General features: G+C 40.1%; 15 protein-coding genes. 7 read left to right on the top strand and 8 right to left on the bottom strand.

What is annotated here, in order from left to right; all coding sequences use genetic code 11:
* The first annotated feature begins 39 nt into the window (after nucleotides 1–39).
* The 5 genes from folP to GR160_RS17270 all read left to right on the top strand — a co-directional run bounded on the left by folP (nucleotide 40) and on the right by GR160_RS17270 (nucleotide 5,713).
* Complete coding sequence (gene folP, locus GR160_RS17290) at nucleotides 40–867, top strand: dihydropteroate synthase (RefSeq protein ID WP_160751149.1); 828 nt, start codon at nucleotides 40–42, stop codon at nucleotides 865–867.
* Between the two features lie 206 nt (nucleotides 868–1,073).
* A complete protein-coding gene (gene mutL / locus GR160_RS17285; RefSeq protein ID WP_160751148.1) occupies nucleotides 1,074–2,990 on the top strand; it encodes a DNA mismatch repair endonuclease MutL in 1,917 nt (638 codons plus the stop codon).
* Nucleotides 2,987–3,736 (top strand): rhomboid family intramembrane serine protease, encoded by a 750-nt coding sequence (locus GR160_RS17280; RefSeq protein WP_160751147.1) that lies wholly within the window; start codon nucleotides 2,987–2,989, stop codon nucleotides 3,734–3,736. Before mutL ends, GR160_RS17280 begins: the two co-directional genes overlap by 4 nt.
* Nucleotides 3,737–3,739: 3 nt before the next feature.
* Complete coding sequence (locus GR160_RS17275) at nucleotides 3,740–4,648, top strand: rhomboid family intramembrane serine protease (RefSeq protein ID WP_160751146.1); 909 nt, start codon at nucleotides 3,740–3,742, stop codon at nucleotides 4,646–4,648.
* A gap of 27 nt (nucleotides 4,649–4,675) precedes the next feature.
* Complete coding sequence (locus GR160_RS17270) at nucleotides 4,676–5,713, top strand: endonuclease/exonuclease/phosphatase family protein (RefSeq protein WP_160751145.1); 1,038 nt, start codon at nucleotides 4,676–4,678, stop codon at nucleotides 5,711–5,713.
* A gap of 1 nt (nucleotide 5,714) precedes the next feature.
* On the opposite strand, the gene GR160_RS17265 is transcribed toward GR160_RS17270, so the two are convergent.
* From GR160_RS17265 to GR160_RS17230, 8 genes are all read right to left on the bottom strand, one after another.
* Complete coding sequence (locus tag GR160_RS17265) at nucleotides 5,715–6,329, bottom strand: WbqC family protein (RefSeq protein WP_160751144.1); 615 nt, start codon at nucleotides 6,327–6,329, stop codon at nucleotides 5,715–5,717.
* Between the two features lie 134 nt (nucleotides 6,330–6,463).
* On the bottom strand, nucleotides 6,464–8,167 hold the full coding sequence (gene lepB / locus GR160_RS17260) for a signal peptidase I (protein WP_160751143.1): 1,704 nt from the start codon (nucleotides 8,165–8,167) through the stop codon (nucleotides 6,464–6,466).
* 44 nt (nucleotides 8,168–8,211) lie between these two features.
* Entirely contained in the window at nucleotides 8,212–8,910 is a 699-nt protein-coding gene (dapB, locus tag GR160_RS17255; protein ID WP_160751142.1) for a 4-hydroxy-tetrahydrodipicolinate reductase, read from the bottom strand.
* An 8-nt stretch (nucleotides 8,911–8,918) separates the two neighbouring features.
* Entirely contained in the window at nucleotides 8,919–9,488 is a 570-nt protein-coding gene (locus GR160_RS17250; protein WP_160751141.1) for a DUF5683 domain-containing protein, read from the bottom strand.
* Complete coding sequence (locus GR160_RS17245) at nucleotides 9,488–10,393, bottom strand: ParB/RepB/Spo0J family partition protein (protein ID WP_160751140.1); 906 nt, start codon at nucleotides 10,391–10,393, stop codon at nucleotides 9,488–9,490. Before GR160_RS17245 ends, GR160_RS17250 begins: the two co-directional genes overlap by 1 nt.
* Nucleotides 10,390–11,166 carry a ParA family protein gene (locus GR160_RS17240; RefSeq protein WP_160751139.1) on the bottom strand — a complete coding sequence of 259 codons (777 nt, stop codon included), beginning with the start codon at nucleotides 11,164–11,166 and terminating at the stop codon, nucleotides 10,390–10,392. Before GR160_RS17240 ends, GR160_RS17245 begins: the two co-directional genes overlap by 4 nt.
* A gap of 125 nt (nucleotides 11,167–11,291) precedes the next feature.
* Entirely contained in the window at nucleotides 11,292–13,115 is a 1,824-nt protein-coding gene (locus GR160_RS17235; RefSeq protein WP_160751138.1) for a T9SS type A sorting domain-containing protein, read from the bottom strand.
* 253 nt (nucleotides 13,116–13,368) lie between these two features.
* A complete protein-coding gene (locus tag GR160_RS17230; RefSeq protein WP_160751137.1) occupies nucleotides 13,369–14,250 on the bottom strand; it encodes an SDR family oxidoreductase in 882 nt (293 codons plus the stop codon).
* 158 nt (nucleotides 14,251–14,408) lie between these two features.
* On the opposite strand from GR160_RS17230, the gene GR160_RS17225 reads away from it, so the two are divergent.
* Nucleotides 14,409–14,891 carry a hypothetical protein gene (locus GR160_RS17225; protein ID WP_160751136.1) on the top strand — a complete coding sequence of 161 codons (483 nt, stop codon included), beginning with the start codon at nucleotides 14,409–14,411 and terminating at the stop codon, nucleotides 14,889–14,891.
* A 3-nt stretch (nucleotides 14,892–14,894) separates the two neighbouring features.
* On the top strand, nucleotides 14,895–15,632 hold the full coding sequence (locus GR160_RS17220) for a hypothetical protein (RefSeq protein WP_160751135.1): 738 nt from the start codon (nucleotides 14,895–14,897) through the stop codon (nucleotides 15,630–15,632).
* Nucleotides 15,633–15,736: the final 104 nt, after the last annotated feature.

Genomic DNA, 15,736 nt, shown 5'->3' with positions numbered 1-15,736 from the left:
AATGTTAATTTGTGTCATTCGCGGCAAAAAAATAAATATATGCTGATTAACTGTAAAGGCAGGCTTATAGACCTTGACGAACCCAAGGTTATGGGAATACTGAATTGTACGCCCGACTCTTTTTTTGATGGAGGTAAATACCATAACGAAACAGAACTGCTAAAACAGGCTGAGAAAATGCTTGCCGATGGCGCCGATTTTATAGATATTGGAGCATACAGCAGTAAACCCAATGCCGAGTTTGTTAGTGAAGAGCAGGAGTTGCAACGTATTGTGCCTGTGGTGCAATTGCTTATAAAACATTTTCCTGATGTAATACTTTCTATAGATACGTTTAGGGCTAAGGTTGCCGAAGCTTCTGTGGAAAACGGTGCAGCTATTATTAACGATATTGCAGCAGGATTGCTTGACGATGCTATGTTGCCAACGGTGGGCAAGCTAAAAGTGCCTTACATAATGATGCACATGCGCGGCACACCCCAAACCATGGTAAAGTTAACACAGTATGACGATATTATTAAAGAAATGCTGTTCTATTTTTCTGAAAGAATTGCTGCAGCACGCAGCTATGGCATAGAAGATATTATTATAGACCCCGGATTTGGCTTTGCTAAAACATTGCAGCAAAATTATGAAGTGTTAAATAAAATGGAATTGTTTGATATTGCCGGATTTCCAATTTTAGCAGGAATGTCGCGCAAATCGATGATATACAAACTGCTTAATATTACCCCACAGGAAGCTTTGAACGGAACCACTGTTTTAAACACCATTGCACTGAATAAAGGAGCTAAAATTTTGAGGGTACACGATGTTAAAGAAGCTGTTGAGGTGGTAAAGATATGGAGGTCTGTTGTGGCTGGGTAGTGTAGTCTAAATTTGTCCATTCCCTTTGTTTTCTCTTGATTTTTCTATTTGAATTCTCTACTTAGTCCCCGTAAATTTCAGTTTTACCTCATTTATCTAAAATTTAATGGGTTATGTAAGAGATCTATTTCAAATGGCGGTATTTATCCCATCCCGCAAAAATTCGTACCTTTGGGCTACTAATAAAAACGCTTTAAACCCACACAATGTCGAGCATTATACAGTTACTTCCAGACCATGTTGCCAACCAGATTGCTGCCGGAGAGGTGGTGCAACGTCCGGCATCGGTAGTTAAGGAACTGATAGAAAATGCCGTTGATGCCCGCAGTACCGAAATTAAACTTATAGTTAAAGATGCGGGTAAAACCTTAATTCAGGTAATAGACAATGGGCAGGGTATGAGTGTTACCGATGCGCGACTGTGTTTTGAGCGTCATGCCACTTCAAAGATACGCATTGCCGAAGATCTTTTTGCACTAAATACAAAGGGTTTCAGGGGAGAGGCTTTGGCCTCTATAGCGGCAATTGCCCATGTAGAGCTAAAAACCCGTCAGGAGCAGGACGAGCTGGGTACGCACCTTGTTATAGAAGGTAGCAAATTTACCAGCCAGGATGTGGCGGTGTTGTCCAAGGGAACATCATTTTCGGTAAAAAACCTGTTTTTCAATATTCCGGCAAGGCGCAACTTTTTAAAGAGCGATACCGTAGAGTTCCGCCATGTAGTAGACGAGTTTGAGCGTGTGGCATTGGCTCATCCAAACATTAGCTTTATGCTGTATCATAACGGCAGCGAAATGTTTAACCTGCCAGCCAGCAACAGTCGTCAGCGTATTGTAAATATTTTTGGCGGGCGTACTAACGAGAAGCTTGTTCCTATAAACGAAAGCACCGAGATAGTGGGGCTACAGGGATTTGTAACCAAACCCGAGTTTGCCAAGAAGAGCAGGGGAGAGCAGTTTTTCTTTGTAAACAACCGCTTTATAAAAAGCGCCTATTTGCACCATGCTGTTATGGCAGCCTATGAAGGTTTGCTGAAAGACGGTAGTCAGCCCGGTTATTTTATTTACCTTGATGTGCCGCCCAATACTATAGATATTAATATTCACCCTACAAAGACAGAGATAAAGTTTGACGATGAGCATGCCATGTATGCCATAATGCGATCGTCGATAAAGCATTCGTTGGGTCAGTTTAACGTAAGTCCTGTACTCGATTTTGACCGTGATGCCAATCTCGATACTCCTTACAGTTATGAATCTAAGGCCGCTGCGGTGCCGCTTATAGAGGTAGACCGCAACTACAACCCTTTTGCAGTAGAGGATAAGCCTGAGCGTGTCGAACCTTCATATTCGGGCGGAAGTTTTTCATCCGGTGGTTCATTTTCATCGGGTGGTGGCAGTTTTTCATCTCCTTCATCTTTCCGAAAAACACAATCGCAGGCCTCTTGGGAAAGCCTGTACACAGGTATAAGTACCTCTAACGAAGAAATTGCCGAGATAAACTTTGAGTCGGAGGAAGTTACAGGTTCGCTGTTTGACGAAGCTGAGGTAGAGCAAACTGTTTATAAAACCTACCAGTTACACAAAAAATATATAGTGAGCCCTATAAAGTCGGGCCTGCTCATATTAGACCAAAAACGTGCTCATCAACGCATACTGTATGAGCAATTTTTGCGTAATATTACTGTGCAGCATGCAGCCAGCCAGCAATTGCTGTTTCCGCTAGTGTTGCATTATAACAAAACCGAACTCGAACTGATTAAAGAAATGCAGGATGCCCTCCAAAATACAGGCTTTGTATTTGCCGAGTTTAATACCGACCATATTGTGGTAAGCGGATTGCCTGTAAATGTGGCAGAGAGCGAGGTGTCTATTTTGCTTGAAGAATTAATAAACGACCTGCAACAGGAGGTGCCGGATAGCAGTTTTAGCCAAAGCGACAGTATAGCAAAATCTATGGCACGAAGTTTGGCTGTTAAAACAGGCACACTGCTAAACGAAAAAGAGCAGGAAAACATGGTAAACTCCCTCTTTGCATGCAAAGAGCCGGATGTTTCTCCTTTTAATAAACCAACTTTCATTACAATGAGTGTGGAAGACCTTGATAAACGATTTGCAATATGATGCGTATAACCGAGACTGTTAAGCATTTAATTATAATTAATGTTATTGTTTTTATTGTCGTCCAATTTTCCGGAGAGGGAGTTTATAGTTTGTTATCACTTCATTATCCTGAAAATACTTCTTTCAAACCATGGCAATTAATTACTCACATATTTATGCATGCCAGTATTGGACATTTGCTTTCCAATATGCTTGGTTTATTCTTTTTTGGACCGTCACTCGAGGAACGCTGGGGAACCAGTAAGTTTCTGTTTTTTTATATTTCATGTGGTTTGGGGGCAGCCCTTGCTCAAATAGGAATAAGTTATCTTTTCTTTCATCGTTCTGTAGATGCACTGATAGAGTTAGGCGTTCAAAAGGATTATATCATGTATACGTTGAAACAAGGTCTTGTTGATAGAAGATGGGCTGAACAGCTTACATCTATAGATTATAATAATTTAGAAGGGAATTTTTTTGCGATTAATTTAGGTGCTTCAGGGGCGATATACGGTATACTTGTGGCATTTGCTTTCCTTTTTCCTAATGTAAATATGTATCTCTTTTTATTACCAATTCCTATTAAAGCCAAATATTTTGTGACCGGAATCATTGCTATAGATCTTTTTTCTGCTCTTAAAGGTCAATCGCTGTTAGGTTCTGTTGGTGGGATTGCGCATTTTGCGCATCTTGGAGGGGCGTTACTTGGTTTTATTATGATGTGGTATTGGAACAAAAATCAATTCAATAATAACCGCTGGAATTAATTTATGAGCATTATAAACGACCTTAAACTCGAATATAAAATGGGAGGCATTACCCAGCGCCTCATTTTTTGGAATGTTGGCCTGTTTGCCATTCCTCTCATTATATTCAGTATCTTAAAGCTTTCGGGAGTTGATGTTTCGGCAGTAGACTGGACCTCCAATTTTTACAACGGAGATTTTTTCAGCCTGTCTTCAAACCCTGCCGATCTGCTTTGGAAACCATGGTCGTTGCTCGGCTACGCTTTTTTGCACAAAGGTTTTTTACACATACTTTTTAATATGCTCATGCTTGTTTTTGCAGCGAGGGTATTTCTTACATTTTTTACACAAAAACAACTGTTTGGGATATATGTGCTTTCGGCCATTTTTGCAGGATTAGTGTATATAGCAGGCTATGCTTTTTTACCCATGCTTGCAGGCCAAATTACAGGTATGGTTGGGGCTTCGGCTGCGATTATGGCCATACTTATCGCTGCGGCTATTTATGCGCCTTATTACAATGTTCGCCTTTTACTTATAGGCACAGTAAAGATTTGGCACGTAGCTATTGTGTTTGTTGTGCTCGACCTTATCAATGCTTCAGTAGAGAACAGCGGGGGGCATATTGCCCATCTTGCAGGTGCTGCATTTGGTTTTGTTTACATAAAACTCCTTCAAAATGGTACAGACCTTACCATTGGTGTATCCCGAACGTTAGATTTTTTTGGTAATTTGTTCAAACCTAAAAAAAAGCAACCTTTTACAAAGGTGTACCGCAATACGGCACCACCCACTCCTAAAGCTGCAGGTATGAGGTCTAAAAATATGACTCAGCAACAAATAGACGATATTTTAGATAAAATTAGCCGTTCGGGCTACGAAAGCCTTACCAAAGATGAGAAAGATTTTTTGTTTAAAGTTGGTAAGAATTAGTTAGCTTTGGTTAAGTAAAACGGCTTAATGAAAAATCTTTCGTGGTTTAATAGAATAATGTTTTTCCTTAATATAGTGCTAACCGTGCTTACGGCTATAGCCTATATTTTGCCGTTCATGGCACCCAAACTTTTCCCTTTGCTTTCAGTATTTACGTTGGTATTGCCATTAATGCTGGTACTTAATTTTGTATGTTTTTTGTATTGGCTCATACAGGCTAAAAAGCAAATGCTGCTAAGTGGCTTAATACTTTTGTTGGGCATAACCTTTATAAGTAAGTTTTATCGTTTTACAGGCACCAATGCTCCCGAAGATAAAGACGATTTTACGCTCATGAGCTACAACGTCAGGTTGTTTAACCTTTACGGATGGCTGCCCGCTCAGGATATACCTTTTGTTATTCCGGCATTTATTAAAGAAAAAGATCCCGATATATTGTGCCTGCAGGAGTACAATAAAATTGGGAATGCTTCAATAAAAGGGTATAAATACAAATATATTTTTAGTATGGAAGGCCAAACGGGTCAGGCAATCTATTCGCGTTTCCCTATAATAGGCAAGGGAGATATACAGTTTCCGGGTTCGGCTAATAATGCGGTATATGCCGATATTAAAAAAGGTAAGGATACCCTACGTGTGTACAGCATGCACTTGCAGTCAATAAAGATAAGCCCTGATATACATGAAAGTATTGACGAAGAAAAATCTAAGGTTATTTTTAACCGTATCAGTGCCGCGTTTACTAAACAGCAACTCCAGGCCGAACTGGTAGAGAAACATAAAAATGAATGCCCTTATCCTATGATAATTTGCGGAGACTTAAATAACAGTGCATTTTCTTATGTATACAGAAGCGTTAAGGGCAACATGAATGATGCTTTTGAAGAGGCAGGAAAGGGCTTTGGAAAGTCTTACAATTTTAAATACTACCCGGCACGTATAGATTATGTGTTTACTGATAAAACTTTGGAAGTAAAAGAATACGCTACTTTTTCAAGTTTTGTAAACTCCGATCATTTTCCTATCATGACACGCTTGTGCTTTGAACCAAAGGAAGAAGAATAAATTACAGCTTTTGTTTTTTAAGATAGTCAAGTGCATAGCGGCCTTCATTAAATAAAAGGTCGAGTATGCTAAGGTTGTTTAAATAGCCGTGTTTATCGCCAAAAACCTGGGTATAGGCATCGAACTCTAAACTGTCTTTTTTTCCATTGGCAAGAGTACGTAAATCGGTCATGTCTTTAGGTTCTCTAAAATATTCTATAGTCTTATTATAGGTTAGGTCTAATCCCAAACATGAAGCTACGATCTCTATAGCTTCAAAGTTGAGGTCCATCATATAGGTGTGTTTTTTTTCAAATAAAGGACGTATATCATCTTCAAAATACTCAAAAAACGGAGATGATCTGTAGGCTGCCTCAAGCGATTTAAAGTGCTGTTTTTGCCAGTCAAAAGCTGGTTCTATTTTTACATCCTTAAACAACTGCCTTTGATTATCTTCGTTGTGCTTTACAGGTATGTTTAGCAATTGCATTCCGTTAGGACTGTAAATATACATGCGGTTACGATTGGTTTGCTTTTGGAAGTTGTCTTCCACTTCAAACGTAATACCATCTGCCTGCACTATGGCTACAAAATGACTTACAGACGGAAAGTAGGTAGGATGTATGAGGATATTCATTCGTTGATTTGGTAATTTGAGAATTCGGTAATTTGAAAATTTTGTTTGAATTAAAAAAAGAAGACACAAATTTCACAAATTTTCATGAATCATATTTGTGAAAATTTGTGGAATTCGTGTCTAAAAAAAAACTATTATGCCTTAACTGCTTTCTTCTTGCGGAAATAATCGAATACAAAATAAGCAATTAGCAATCCAACAAAATATTTAAAATAAGATACAGGTTCGCCATCACCTCCTACGGTTGTAAACATTCTGTCCCAACGTATCTTTTTAGAGATGTTGCTCCATTTCTCATTTTGGTCAATGCTCATCCATATCAGTACAGGTTTGCCCACAATGTGATCCTCCGGAACAAAACCAAAATAACGGCTGTCTAAAGAGTTATGGCGGTTGTCACCCATCATCCAGTAATAGTTTTGTTTAAAGGTGTATGATGTGGCTGTTTTACCGTTAATAATAATATCATTACCTGCAACTTTAAGGTCGTTACGCTCATAATCGCCAATAATAAGCTTATAGAAAGGCAGGTTTTCTTTGGTCAATTGTACCGTTTCTCCTTCTTTAGGAATGCTTATAGGTCCCATATTATCCTGAGACCAGTTAGGCTGGTTACCAGGAAAAACATTGCCACCATTGCCCGGTTCAGATATGACTCTTTCTACAGAAGCTATACCAGCCATTTTTTTAAGCTTATCGGCTTTTTCAAAAGTCAGGTTAGCTACAAAAGAGTTGCCTCCGCCTTCGGTAAGTTTTATCTGTTGCTCTGTTAAAAGGTTTAGAGGGATGCCGTTAAGGTCGGTAATGATATATAGCGAGCCGTCGTTTAGCTGTTTGTAGCCTTTAACATAATAACGTATGGCCTGTAATTGGTCGTTTGTAAAACCCGGAGCAAGAGTATATGATTTTGTAAGATCTGTAATGCCCAGCTTTTCAAGTTCTGCGGCAGAGACCTCGCCGTTTTTAGTTACGGTGTAGTTGTATTGAACCCTAGCCCTATCAGACAGTTTTAGCTCTTGGCCATTTACAAAAACAATCCCGTTCTTAACCTCAATTTTATCGCCTGCTATGCCTACGCAACGTTTTACGTAGTTCATCTTTTTATCTATTGGTTTTTTAACCAATCCGCTGTTCGGGTTGGTCCAGTCAACCAGCGTATCGGTAGGCCAGTTAAAAACCACAATGTCATTTTTCTTTACTTTTTCAAAGCCCGGCAATCTGAAATAAGGCAGTTGAGGCCAGTTGCTGTAAGATTTTACATTAACAACCGGAATAGAGTCATGTACCATAGGTGCACCAATGGTAGTAATAGGTGTACGTGCACCATAATGTATTTTGCTAACGAAAAGGAAGTCGCCTATTAACAATGTTTTTTCTAACGATGCGGTTGGTATAGTAAAAGGCTGAATTACATAAGTGTGAACAATAGTTGCCACTACAACGGCAAACAGTAATGAGCTTACTGTATCTCCTGATTTGCTTTTTGGTTTAAGATCTCTTTCCGGCAAATAGTTTAGTTCCTGTGTATAGTTAATGTAGTAAATGTAAAAGCCAAGGGTTACAACACCAAGAACGGTATCTGTAGTCGTGTTTTTACCAAAGCTTCTTAGCGTTTCTACCCATACTACAGGGAACATGATGAGGTTTACAATAGGCACGAACAGCAGTATTGTCCACCAAGGAGAACGGCGGATAATTTTCATTAAAACTACCGCATTATAAACCGGCACTGCGGCTTCCCAAGGTTTCCTGCCTGCTTTTTGATACAGTTTCCAAGTACCTAAAAAATGTATTACCTGTACTGCCAGGAAAAATATAAACCATTGTAATAATGTCATCTTCTATAAATTTTTATTTATATGTATTGCTTTATATCAAAATGTTACAGCCCCAGTACATCTTTCATGCTATAGATGCCCTGTTTGCCGGCAAGCCACTCGGCAGCGATAACGGCACCAAGGGCAAAACCTTCACGGTTGTGGGCAGTGTGTTTAATTTCTATGGCATCTACCACACTGTTGTAGGTAACGGTGTGTGTGCCGGGCACGCCTTCTATGCGTTTGGCATCTATAAAAATTTCATCTTCTTTAGCGTTGCCAATTGCCCAACCCGAATAGTCGCTGTGGTTTATAATGTCTTTTGCAAGTGTAATGGCTGTACCGCTTGGTGCATCAAGCTTTTGGGTGTGGTGCACTTCTTCCATACTAACCTTGTATTCTTTAAGGTTAGCCATCATTTTGGCTAAGTAAGTATTCAGTTCAAAGAAAATGTTTACGCCAAGGCTAAAGTTAGAACCATAAATAAAGGCACCGTTTTTTTCTTCGCAAAGCTGAGCCATTTCATGGTAGCGTTCCAGCCATCCGGTTGTGCCGCTAACCACCGGAATATTAGTGTTTAAACAGGCAGATATATTACCTACAGCAGCATCAGGAATACTGAAGTCTATAGCAACATCGGCATTTTCAAGGCCGTCAAAACTATCGGTTCCGGTTTTTTTCAAAACTATTTCGTGGCCTCTCTGCAAAGCTATATTTTCTATTACTTTGCCCATTTTGCCGTAGCCTAACAATGCAATTTTCATGATGTGGTTTAAAATTGGTAATTAAGTGTAAAACCCATATTAACCCTGTTGTCTGTAGGACTTTGTATTACAGCAGGATTAAAAGTAAGGTTTTCGTTTACATTAAACTGTTTAAGGTGGGCATCTACATTGGCATCTACAATATTTAAAATGTATATGCCTATGGTAATAAACATAGAAAGATCACGGTTACGCCTGTAAAAACGCTGCCCCCTTATAAGCCTGTCTCCGTTAAGTTCAGAAAGTTCTCCGGTAACCGGCCGGCCGGCAAGCAGGTCTTTATAAGCATCCCTGTAAACATTGTATTGTTTGCTGTTCCAGGTGTAGTAGTAAATACTAAGCCCCATACCACCCCATGCTATTGGAGCTTTCCAGTAGCGCTTGTTATATATTTGTCCAAGCCCGGGCACGAGCCCCGAAAAAAACGCGGCCTTGGCGGGCGCAAGCGGGTCTATAGTATAAGGTTTTAGCAGCAGCGAGTCCTGTTTTGTAAGCTCAACTTTAAGTTCCTCGTCTTGTGCAAAGGCGGGGAAAGAAAAAAATAAGGCTGCTATGAGTATGAAAAATATGTTTTTCACTAACCTTTTATAAGTTTTAGTATCCTGTTAAAATCTTCTTCCGACCTGAAAGGTATCGTAATTTTCCCTTTTCCTTTGGCATCTACCTTTACATCTACTTTTGCTCCAAAAAAACTGGTCATTAGCAAACGCTCGTCGTTAGGTACTTCAAAAGAAGCTGCTGCTCCGGTCTTGTTTTCAGGCAGGGCAGGGGCAGGAGTTCCTTCATGGTAGCTTTTAACCAAAGCTTCGGTTTCACGAACCGATAGATTTTCGCTTACTATTTTGTGGTAAATATCAGCCTGTGCATCAAGATCTTCTATGTTGATGATGGCGCGGCCGTGACCCATACTGATAAAGCCATCGCGAATGCCGGTCTGTATAACCGGGTCAAGTTTAAGCAAACGAAGGTAATTGGCTATTGTAGAACGTTTTTTGCCCACGCGGTCGCTCATTTGCTCCTGTGTAAGCTGTATTTCGTCCATAAGCCTTTGGTAAGAAAGTGCGATCTCTATAGGGTCAAGGTCGTGGCGTTGTATGTTCTCTACAAGTGCCATTACCAGCGAGTCGTTATCGTTGGCAATTCTAATATATGCAGGAATATGGGTTAAACCCGCAAGCTTAGAGGCACGCAACCTGCGCTCACCACTAATAAGCTGGTATTTGTTATAGTCCATTTTACGTACAGTAATGGGCTGTATAACACCAAGCTCTTTAATAGAGGTGCTGAGTTCGCGCAGCGATTCTTCGTTAAAATTTGTCCTTGGCTGAAAAGGGTTTATCTCAATGGCATCTAACTCAAGCTCTATGATATTACCCACAACTTTGTCGGCATTCTTATCCTCTACCGATTTGATGTCGTTTTCAGGGTCTTTTAATAATGCCGATAATCCCCTTCCAAGGGCCTGCTTTTTCATGGCTTTCATAAACCTACTTTACTGTTTTTCTTTATAATCTCTTCAGCCAGCTGCAGGTAGTTTGTAGCTCCTTTGCTGGTAGCGTCATAGTTAATAATGCTTTCACCATAGCTCGGGGCTTCGCTAAGCTTAATATTACGCTGTATCACGGTGTTAAATACCATATCGTTAAAGTGTTTCTGCACTTCTTCGACTACCTGGTTAGACAGGCGAAGACGTGAGTCATACATTGTTAACAGCAGCCCTTCTATATCAAGATCAGGGTTGTGTATCTTTTGTACGCTTTTTATGGTGTTTAACAGCTTGCCCAAACCTTCCAGTGCAAAATATTCGCACTGTATCGGTATAACAACGCTGTCTGCAGCTGTAAGCGCATTAAGCGTTAGCAATCCTAACGACGGGGCACAGTCTATTAGTATATAATCATACTCGTCTTTAACACTTTCCAGTGCCTGTTTAAGCATATATTCCCTGTTTTCCTTATCTACAAGTTCTATTTCGATAGCCACAAGGTCTATGTGTGCAGGTATTACCCAAACGTTTGGAGCCGTACATTCTAAAGTAGCTTCTTTAGGGGTATAGCTATGTTCCAGTATTTGGTAAGTGCCTATTTCAACAGATTCTACATCAATGCCCAGGCCACTACTTGCGTTAGCCTGCGGGTCGGCATCAATGAGCAGTACTTTCTTTTCAAGAACACCCAGCGATGCTGCCAGGTTAACCGTAGTTGTTGTTTTTCCCACGCCGCCCTTTTGGTTGGCAATAGCAATTATTTTACCCATTGTTGTTTGAAATTTTGGAACGGTAAAAATACAATTATTTATGGTACCTAAAAACGGAAATTGTTAACAATGCCAAATAAAAAAGCCGCACATTGTGCGGCTTAGTATAAAAAAAGAGGTTGGTTTTATTTGATGATAAGTTTTTGAGTGGCAGAGAAATTGCCAGACTCTAACTTAACTACATACATACCTGCAGACAAAGAAGACAGGCTGATGTTTTGTGTATTGCCGCTTACAGCAGTTTCAAAAACTTTAGCACCTGTAACAGTGTACACACTTACACGTCCATTGTTGATGTTGTTGTAAGCAAGGGTTACGTTTTTATCTGTAGTTGGGTTAGGGAAGATACGGAAAGTATTAGTTTTAAACGCATCTCTGTCAGTTGTTGCAGATTGCCAAGAAACGTTGTCTAAAGCAATTGCAGTATGTTGAGCAGTAGCTGTTACCTGGAAAGCAATATATTTTTGTGTAGTTGATTCAGGAAGAACCCAGTCGTTAATCTGTATAGCTTCGGTAGTAGATTCAACTGCTATTGGATTACCAAATGGAACAAAAGTAGTGTAGTCATCAACTATACTTAATGTACCTACCTGTACGCTTATAGAGCTGCCCGGCATAATCGGTGCCTGCCTGATTACTGAAAAAGATAGCTCATGGTTGCCATCCATTGTAGAAACTTCAGGAGAAACTACATAAATAGGAGTGTTAGCGCTAAAGAAGCTATAAACAGTTACATATTTTTCTTCGCTTCCTTCTGCTTCGGCATCAATAGATGTCATAGGAGCCTGATGGCTTGATGTCCAGCAGTTTTGAGGAAAAGCACCATCTGCGAAGTTGGTAAAATCTTCATCTATAGTTGCAACAGGAGCACATGCAGGAGCAGGAACTTCTTCCCAAACTACGTTGTCTAAAGCAATTGCAGTATGTTGAGCAGTAGCTGTTACCTGGAAAGTAATATATTTTTGTGTAGTTGATTCAGGAAGAACCCAGTCGTCAATCTGTATAGCTTCGGTAGTAGATTCAACTGCTATTGGATTACCAAATGGAACAAAAGTAGTGTAGTCATCAACTATACTTAATGTACCTACCTGTACGCTTATAGAGCTGCCCGGCATAACCGGAGCCTGCCTGATTACTGAAAAAGATAGCTCATGGTTGCCATCCATTGTAGAAACTTCAGGAGAAACTACATAAATAGGAGTGTTAGGGCTAAAGAAACTGTAAACTGTTACTGATTTTTCTTCACTGCCTTCAGCATCTGCATCGATTGATGTCATTGGGTAAGCGTGGCTTGTAGTCCAGCAATTTTGAGGGAAAGCACCTGTAGAGAACCCTGTAAAATCTTCATCAATAGTTGCAACAGCCTCACATGCAGGAGCAGGAACTTCTTCCCAAACAACATCGTCTATAGCAAGTGCATTGTGTTGAGTATCTGCAGATAGTCTGAAAGCAATATGGCTTCCTGCAGCTACCTGTGGTATTATTATTTCACTAAAAGTTTGTACGCCTTCAGTTGATACTGTAAAAGCATCTCCAAATGGTACAAACGTAGTGCCGTCTGCCACATTTGTAATTGTTCCTACCTGTATAGTAACTATACCAGCAGGAGTAGAACCGTTACGGGCTACTTTCCATGTAGAGAAAGAAAGTTGATGCTCTCCGTCGAAAGTAGATACTTCAGGGCCAATAAGGTATGAATATACATTTACAGCAGTTGATGCATAAAAAGTCATAAATTTGTTAGCAGGCGCACCTTCCTGTGCAGTATATACCATACCACCGTTAGGGTAACCAAGAGCTATTTTGTTCCAGCAGTTTTCGCCACCGGCCCAGCTTGTGCTGACTGTAAAGTCAGAAAAATCTTCGTTAAGTGTTGTCTGAGGCTCACATTGTGCACTTGCAATAAGCGAAGCACAAAGCATACCTGCAGATAGTAAAATTCTTTTCATGTTGTTATTTAGATTTATTAAGAATAAATTTCTGCGCAAATATAAAAATTAATTTAAACCAATTCTAAATAAAACATGTTAATTTATGATGAAAATTAGTGCAGGTTTGTAATGAGAGTCTGTCTTTGTTATAAGTTGCAGTCGCAGTTTACAGTCTCAGTCACAGTTTTCAGTTGTAGTATGTATTAAGATACCGATCAGATTGTAAACTGTGACTGTAAACTGTGACTGTAAACTGAGACTACGACTGAAACTATTTACTCTTCTTCGCTTTTATCATTTCTTCGAGCATATCCCACATTTCCTCGGGTATGGCCTCTAAAATATTAAACTGCCCTGCGCCTTTAAGCCATTCGCCACCATCTATAGTAATAACTTCGCCATTTACATAAGCTGAAAAGTCAGATACTAAATAGGCAGCAATATTAGCCAGCTCCTGATGGTCGCCTACACGCTTTAAAGGGACTTTTTGCGCAAGGTCAAATTTTTCTTTTAGATCGCCCGGCAGTAATCTGTCCCATGCACCTTTGGTAGGGAAGGGTCCGGGAGCAATGGCGTTACTGCGAATGCCATATTTTGCCCATTCTACGGCAAGGCTGCGGGTCATGGCTAATACACCGGCTTTTGCAGTGGCACTTGGCACTACGTATGCCGATCCTGTCCAGGCATAAGTAGTAACAATATTAAGTATTACAGATGAGGGCTGTTTGCTGTCTATCCAATGCTTGCCAAATGCAAGAGTACAGTTTTTAGAGCCTTTTAGTACAATGTCTATAACTGTATCGAATGCATTTGCCGATAAACGCTCTGTGGGCGATATAAAGTTTCCGGCAGCGTTGTTCAGTAAAACATCGGCTTTGCCATATGTTTCCAGGACCTGTTTTAGCATGGCTTCAACCTGATCGTAATGACGAACATCACATTGCACAGCAAGACATTCACCTCCGGTTTGCTGCTCCAGTTCTTTAGCTGTAGCCTGCAGTTTTTCAAGATCGCGAGATGTGATGGCAACTTTGGCACCAAGTTCCATAAAATATTTAGTCATGGCCTTGCCCAGGCCACTGCCTCCACCGGTTACTACAATAACTTTATCTTTTAACGCGCCATCGCGCAGCATTTTATCAGAATAACTCATAGCTGTATGTGTTTGTTATTGTAAATATATAAAATATTATGCGGGCATTGTTTATTATTTCTCAGTTAGATAGCTTAATATTATGTAAATATTACTAATTTTTAAATCTACGCAACCTTTTAACATTTACTGCATCTTTGCTAAAAACCAATCGCATAATGAAGTATTTTAAGATAACAGTTATTGTTTCAGTGCTGCTTTTGCTGGCAGGATGCTGGGGCACTGATGATGATTTTTCCGGGTCGCAATACCGCGCTATTGTTATGAAGCGTGAGGCTTTGGAGCGTTCTGTAGAGTTACAGTCTCCACAGGCGGTGGGTCGTCCGGGTAAGATCTATATTAAAGATGGCTTGCTGTTTGTAACCGAAATTAACAAAGGTTTTCATGTGTACAATTATCAAAACCAGCAAAGTCCCGTGCCTTTAGCATTTATAAAAGTTCCCGGAGCTACAGATGTTGCCGTTCGCGGTACAAGCCTTTATATTAATCAGGCTACCGATCTGGTTACGCTTAATTACAGTAATAATGCAATTGCTGTTACAGGACGTAACCGCAATGTTTTTCCACAAAAGATGTCGCCCGACGATTCGTATATAAATGTTAATGAGAATGATATTATAACCGACTGGGTATTAAAATAGACTATGAAAAAACTTTACACCTTATTTTGTCTTACATTATTGTTTCTGACAGGATGTTCATCTGATAGCGATAGCAATGCAGCTACTTCGGGCGATGGGACAGGAGGATCTACCGCGATTTTTGTGTTGAAAGGCGACTATCTGTATGCTGTTGATGATGCTAACCTTACGGTATTTTCGTTGCTTAATGCCAACGGCCCTGTAAAAATAAACGATATGTACGTGGGTTTCCGTATCGAAACCCTCTTTGCTGATGGTAATTACCTGTATGTAGGGTCGCGCAACGGTATGTATATCTATTCGTTAGAACATCCTGAAAATCCAGAATACATGTCATCGGCTCAGCATTTTACTGCCTGCGATCCTGTAGTTGCCAACAATACACATGCTTTTGTAACGCTGCACTCTAACACACGCTGCGGCAACAATATAAATCAGTTGCAGATATATAATATTGCCAACCCACAGGCTCCCCAAATGATACACGCCCGTAACCTTGTGAGTCCTAAGGGGCTTGGTTTGTATGGCAACTACCTTATAGTGTGCGATGACGTTATTAAGATTTTCGATATTAGCAATGCTGCCGAGCCGGTTCTTGCCACATCGATACAGGCAGAATGCCATGATGTTATTATTGATGGGAACACACTTTTTGCTATTGGCAACCGGGCAGTGTTTAACTATACACTAAATGCTGCTAATATAACACAGCATACACTAAACAGCAGGGTTGAGTTTTAATCACTGTACTATTTGTTTTTGTTGAGCAGTCCTGAAAAGGGCTGCTTTTTTATGTAAAAAAGCCGGATGCTGATGCATCCGGCTCGTGATTTTTCTAAATTTAT

Origin of the sequence: Flavobacterium sp. Sd200 (assembly GCF_009826935.1) — a bacterium.
Taxonomy (GTDB): Bacteria; Bacteroidota; Bacteroidia; order Flavobacteriales; family Flavobacteriaceae; genus Flavobacterium.
Note: the sequence above shows the minus strand (reverse complement) of the source record. Positions and strands in the feature narration are given on the sequence as shown.

Bases quoted from the DNA above. Each gene is read 5' to 3' on its own strand.
- GR160_RS17245 (WP_160751140.1), bottom strand. From the start codon at position 10,393: ATGAAAGCCATGAAAAAGCAGGCCCTTGGAAGGGGATTATCGGCATTA.
- GR160_RS17240 (WP_160751139.1), bottom strand. From the start codon at position 11,166: ATGGGTAAAATAATTGCTATTGCCAACCAAAAGGGCGGCGTGGGAAAA.
- GR160_RS17270 (WP_160751145.1), top strand. From the start codon at position 4,676: ATGAAAAATCTTTCGTGGTTTAATAGAATAATGTTTTTCCTTAATATA.
- GR160_RS17230 (WP_160751137.1), bottom strand. From the start codon at position 14,250: ATGAGTTATTCTGATAAAATGCTGCGCGATGGCGCGTTAAAAGATAAA.
- GR160_RS17235 (WP_160751138.1), bottom strand. From the start codon at position 13,115: ATGAAAAGAATTTTACTATCTGCAGGTATGCTTTGTGCTTCGCTTATT.
- GR160_RS17265 (WP_160751144.1), bottom strand. From the start codon at position 6,329: ATGAATATCCTCATACATCCTACCTACTTTCCGTCTGTAAGTCATTTT.
- folP (WP_160751149.1), top strand. From the start codon at position 40: ATGCTGATTAACTGTAAAGGCAGGCTTATAGACCTTGACGAACCCAAG.
- GR160_RS17275 (WP_160751146.1), top strand. From the start codon at position 3,740: ATGAGCATTATAAACGACCTTAAACTCGAATATAAAATGGGAGGCATT.
- GR160_RS17225 (WP_160751136.1), top strand. From the start codon at position 14,409: ATGAAGTATTTTAAGATAACAGTTATTGTTTCAGTGCTGCTTTTGCTG.
- GR160_RS17280 (WP_160751147.1), top strand. From the start codon at position 2,987: ATGATGCGTATAACCGAGACTGTTAAGCATTTAATTATAATTAATGTT.
- lepB (WP_160751143.1), bottom strand. From the start codon at position 8,167: ATGACATTATTACAATGGTTTATATTTTTCCTGGCAGTACAGGTAATA.
- GR160_RS17220 (WP_160751135.1), top strand. From the start codon at position 14,895: ATGAAAAAACTTTACACCTTATTTTGTCTTACATTATTGTTTCTGACA.
- mutL (WP_160751148.1), top strand. From the start codon at position 1,074: ATGTCGAGCATTATACAGTTACTTCCAGACCATGTTGCCAACCAGATT.
- dapB (WP_160751142.1), bottom strand. From the start codon at position 8,910: ATGAAAATTGCATTGTTAGGCTACGGCAAAATGGGCAAAGTAATAGAA.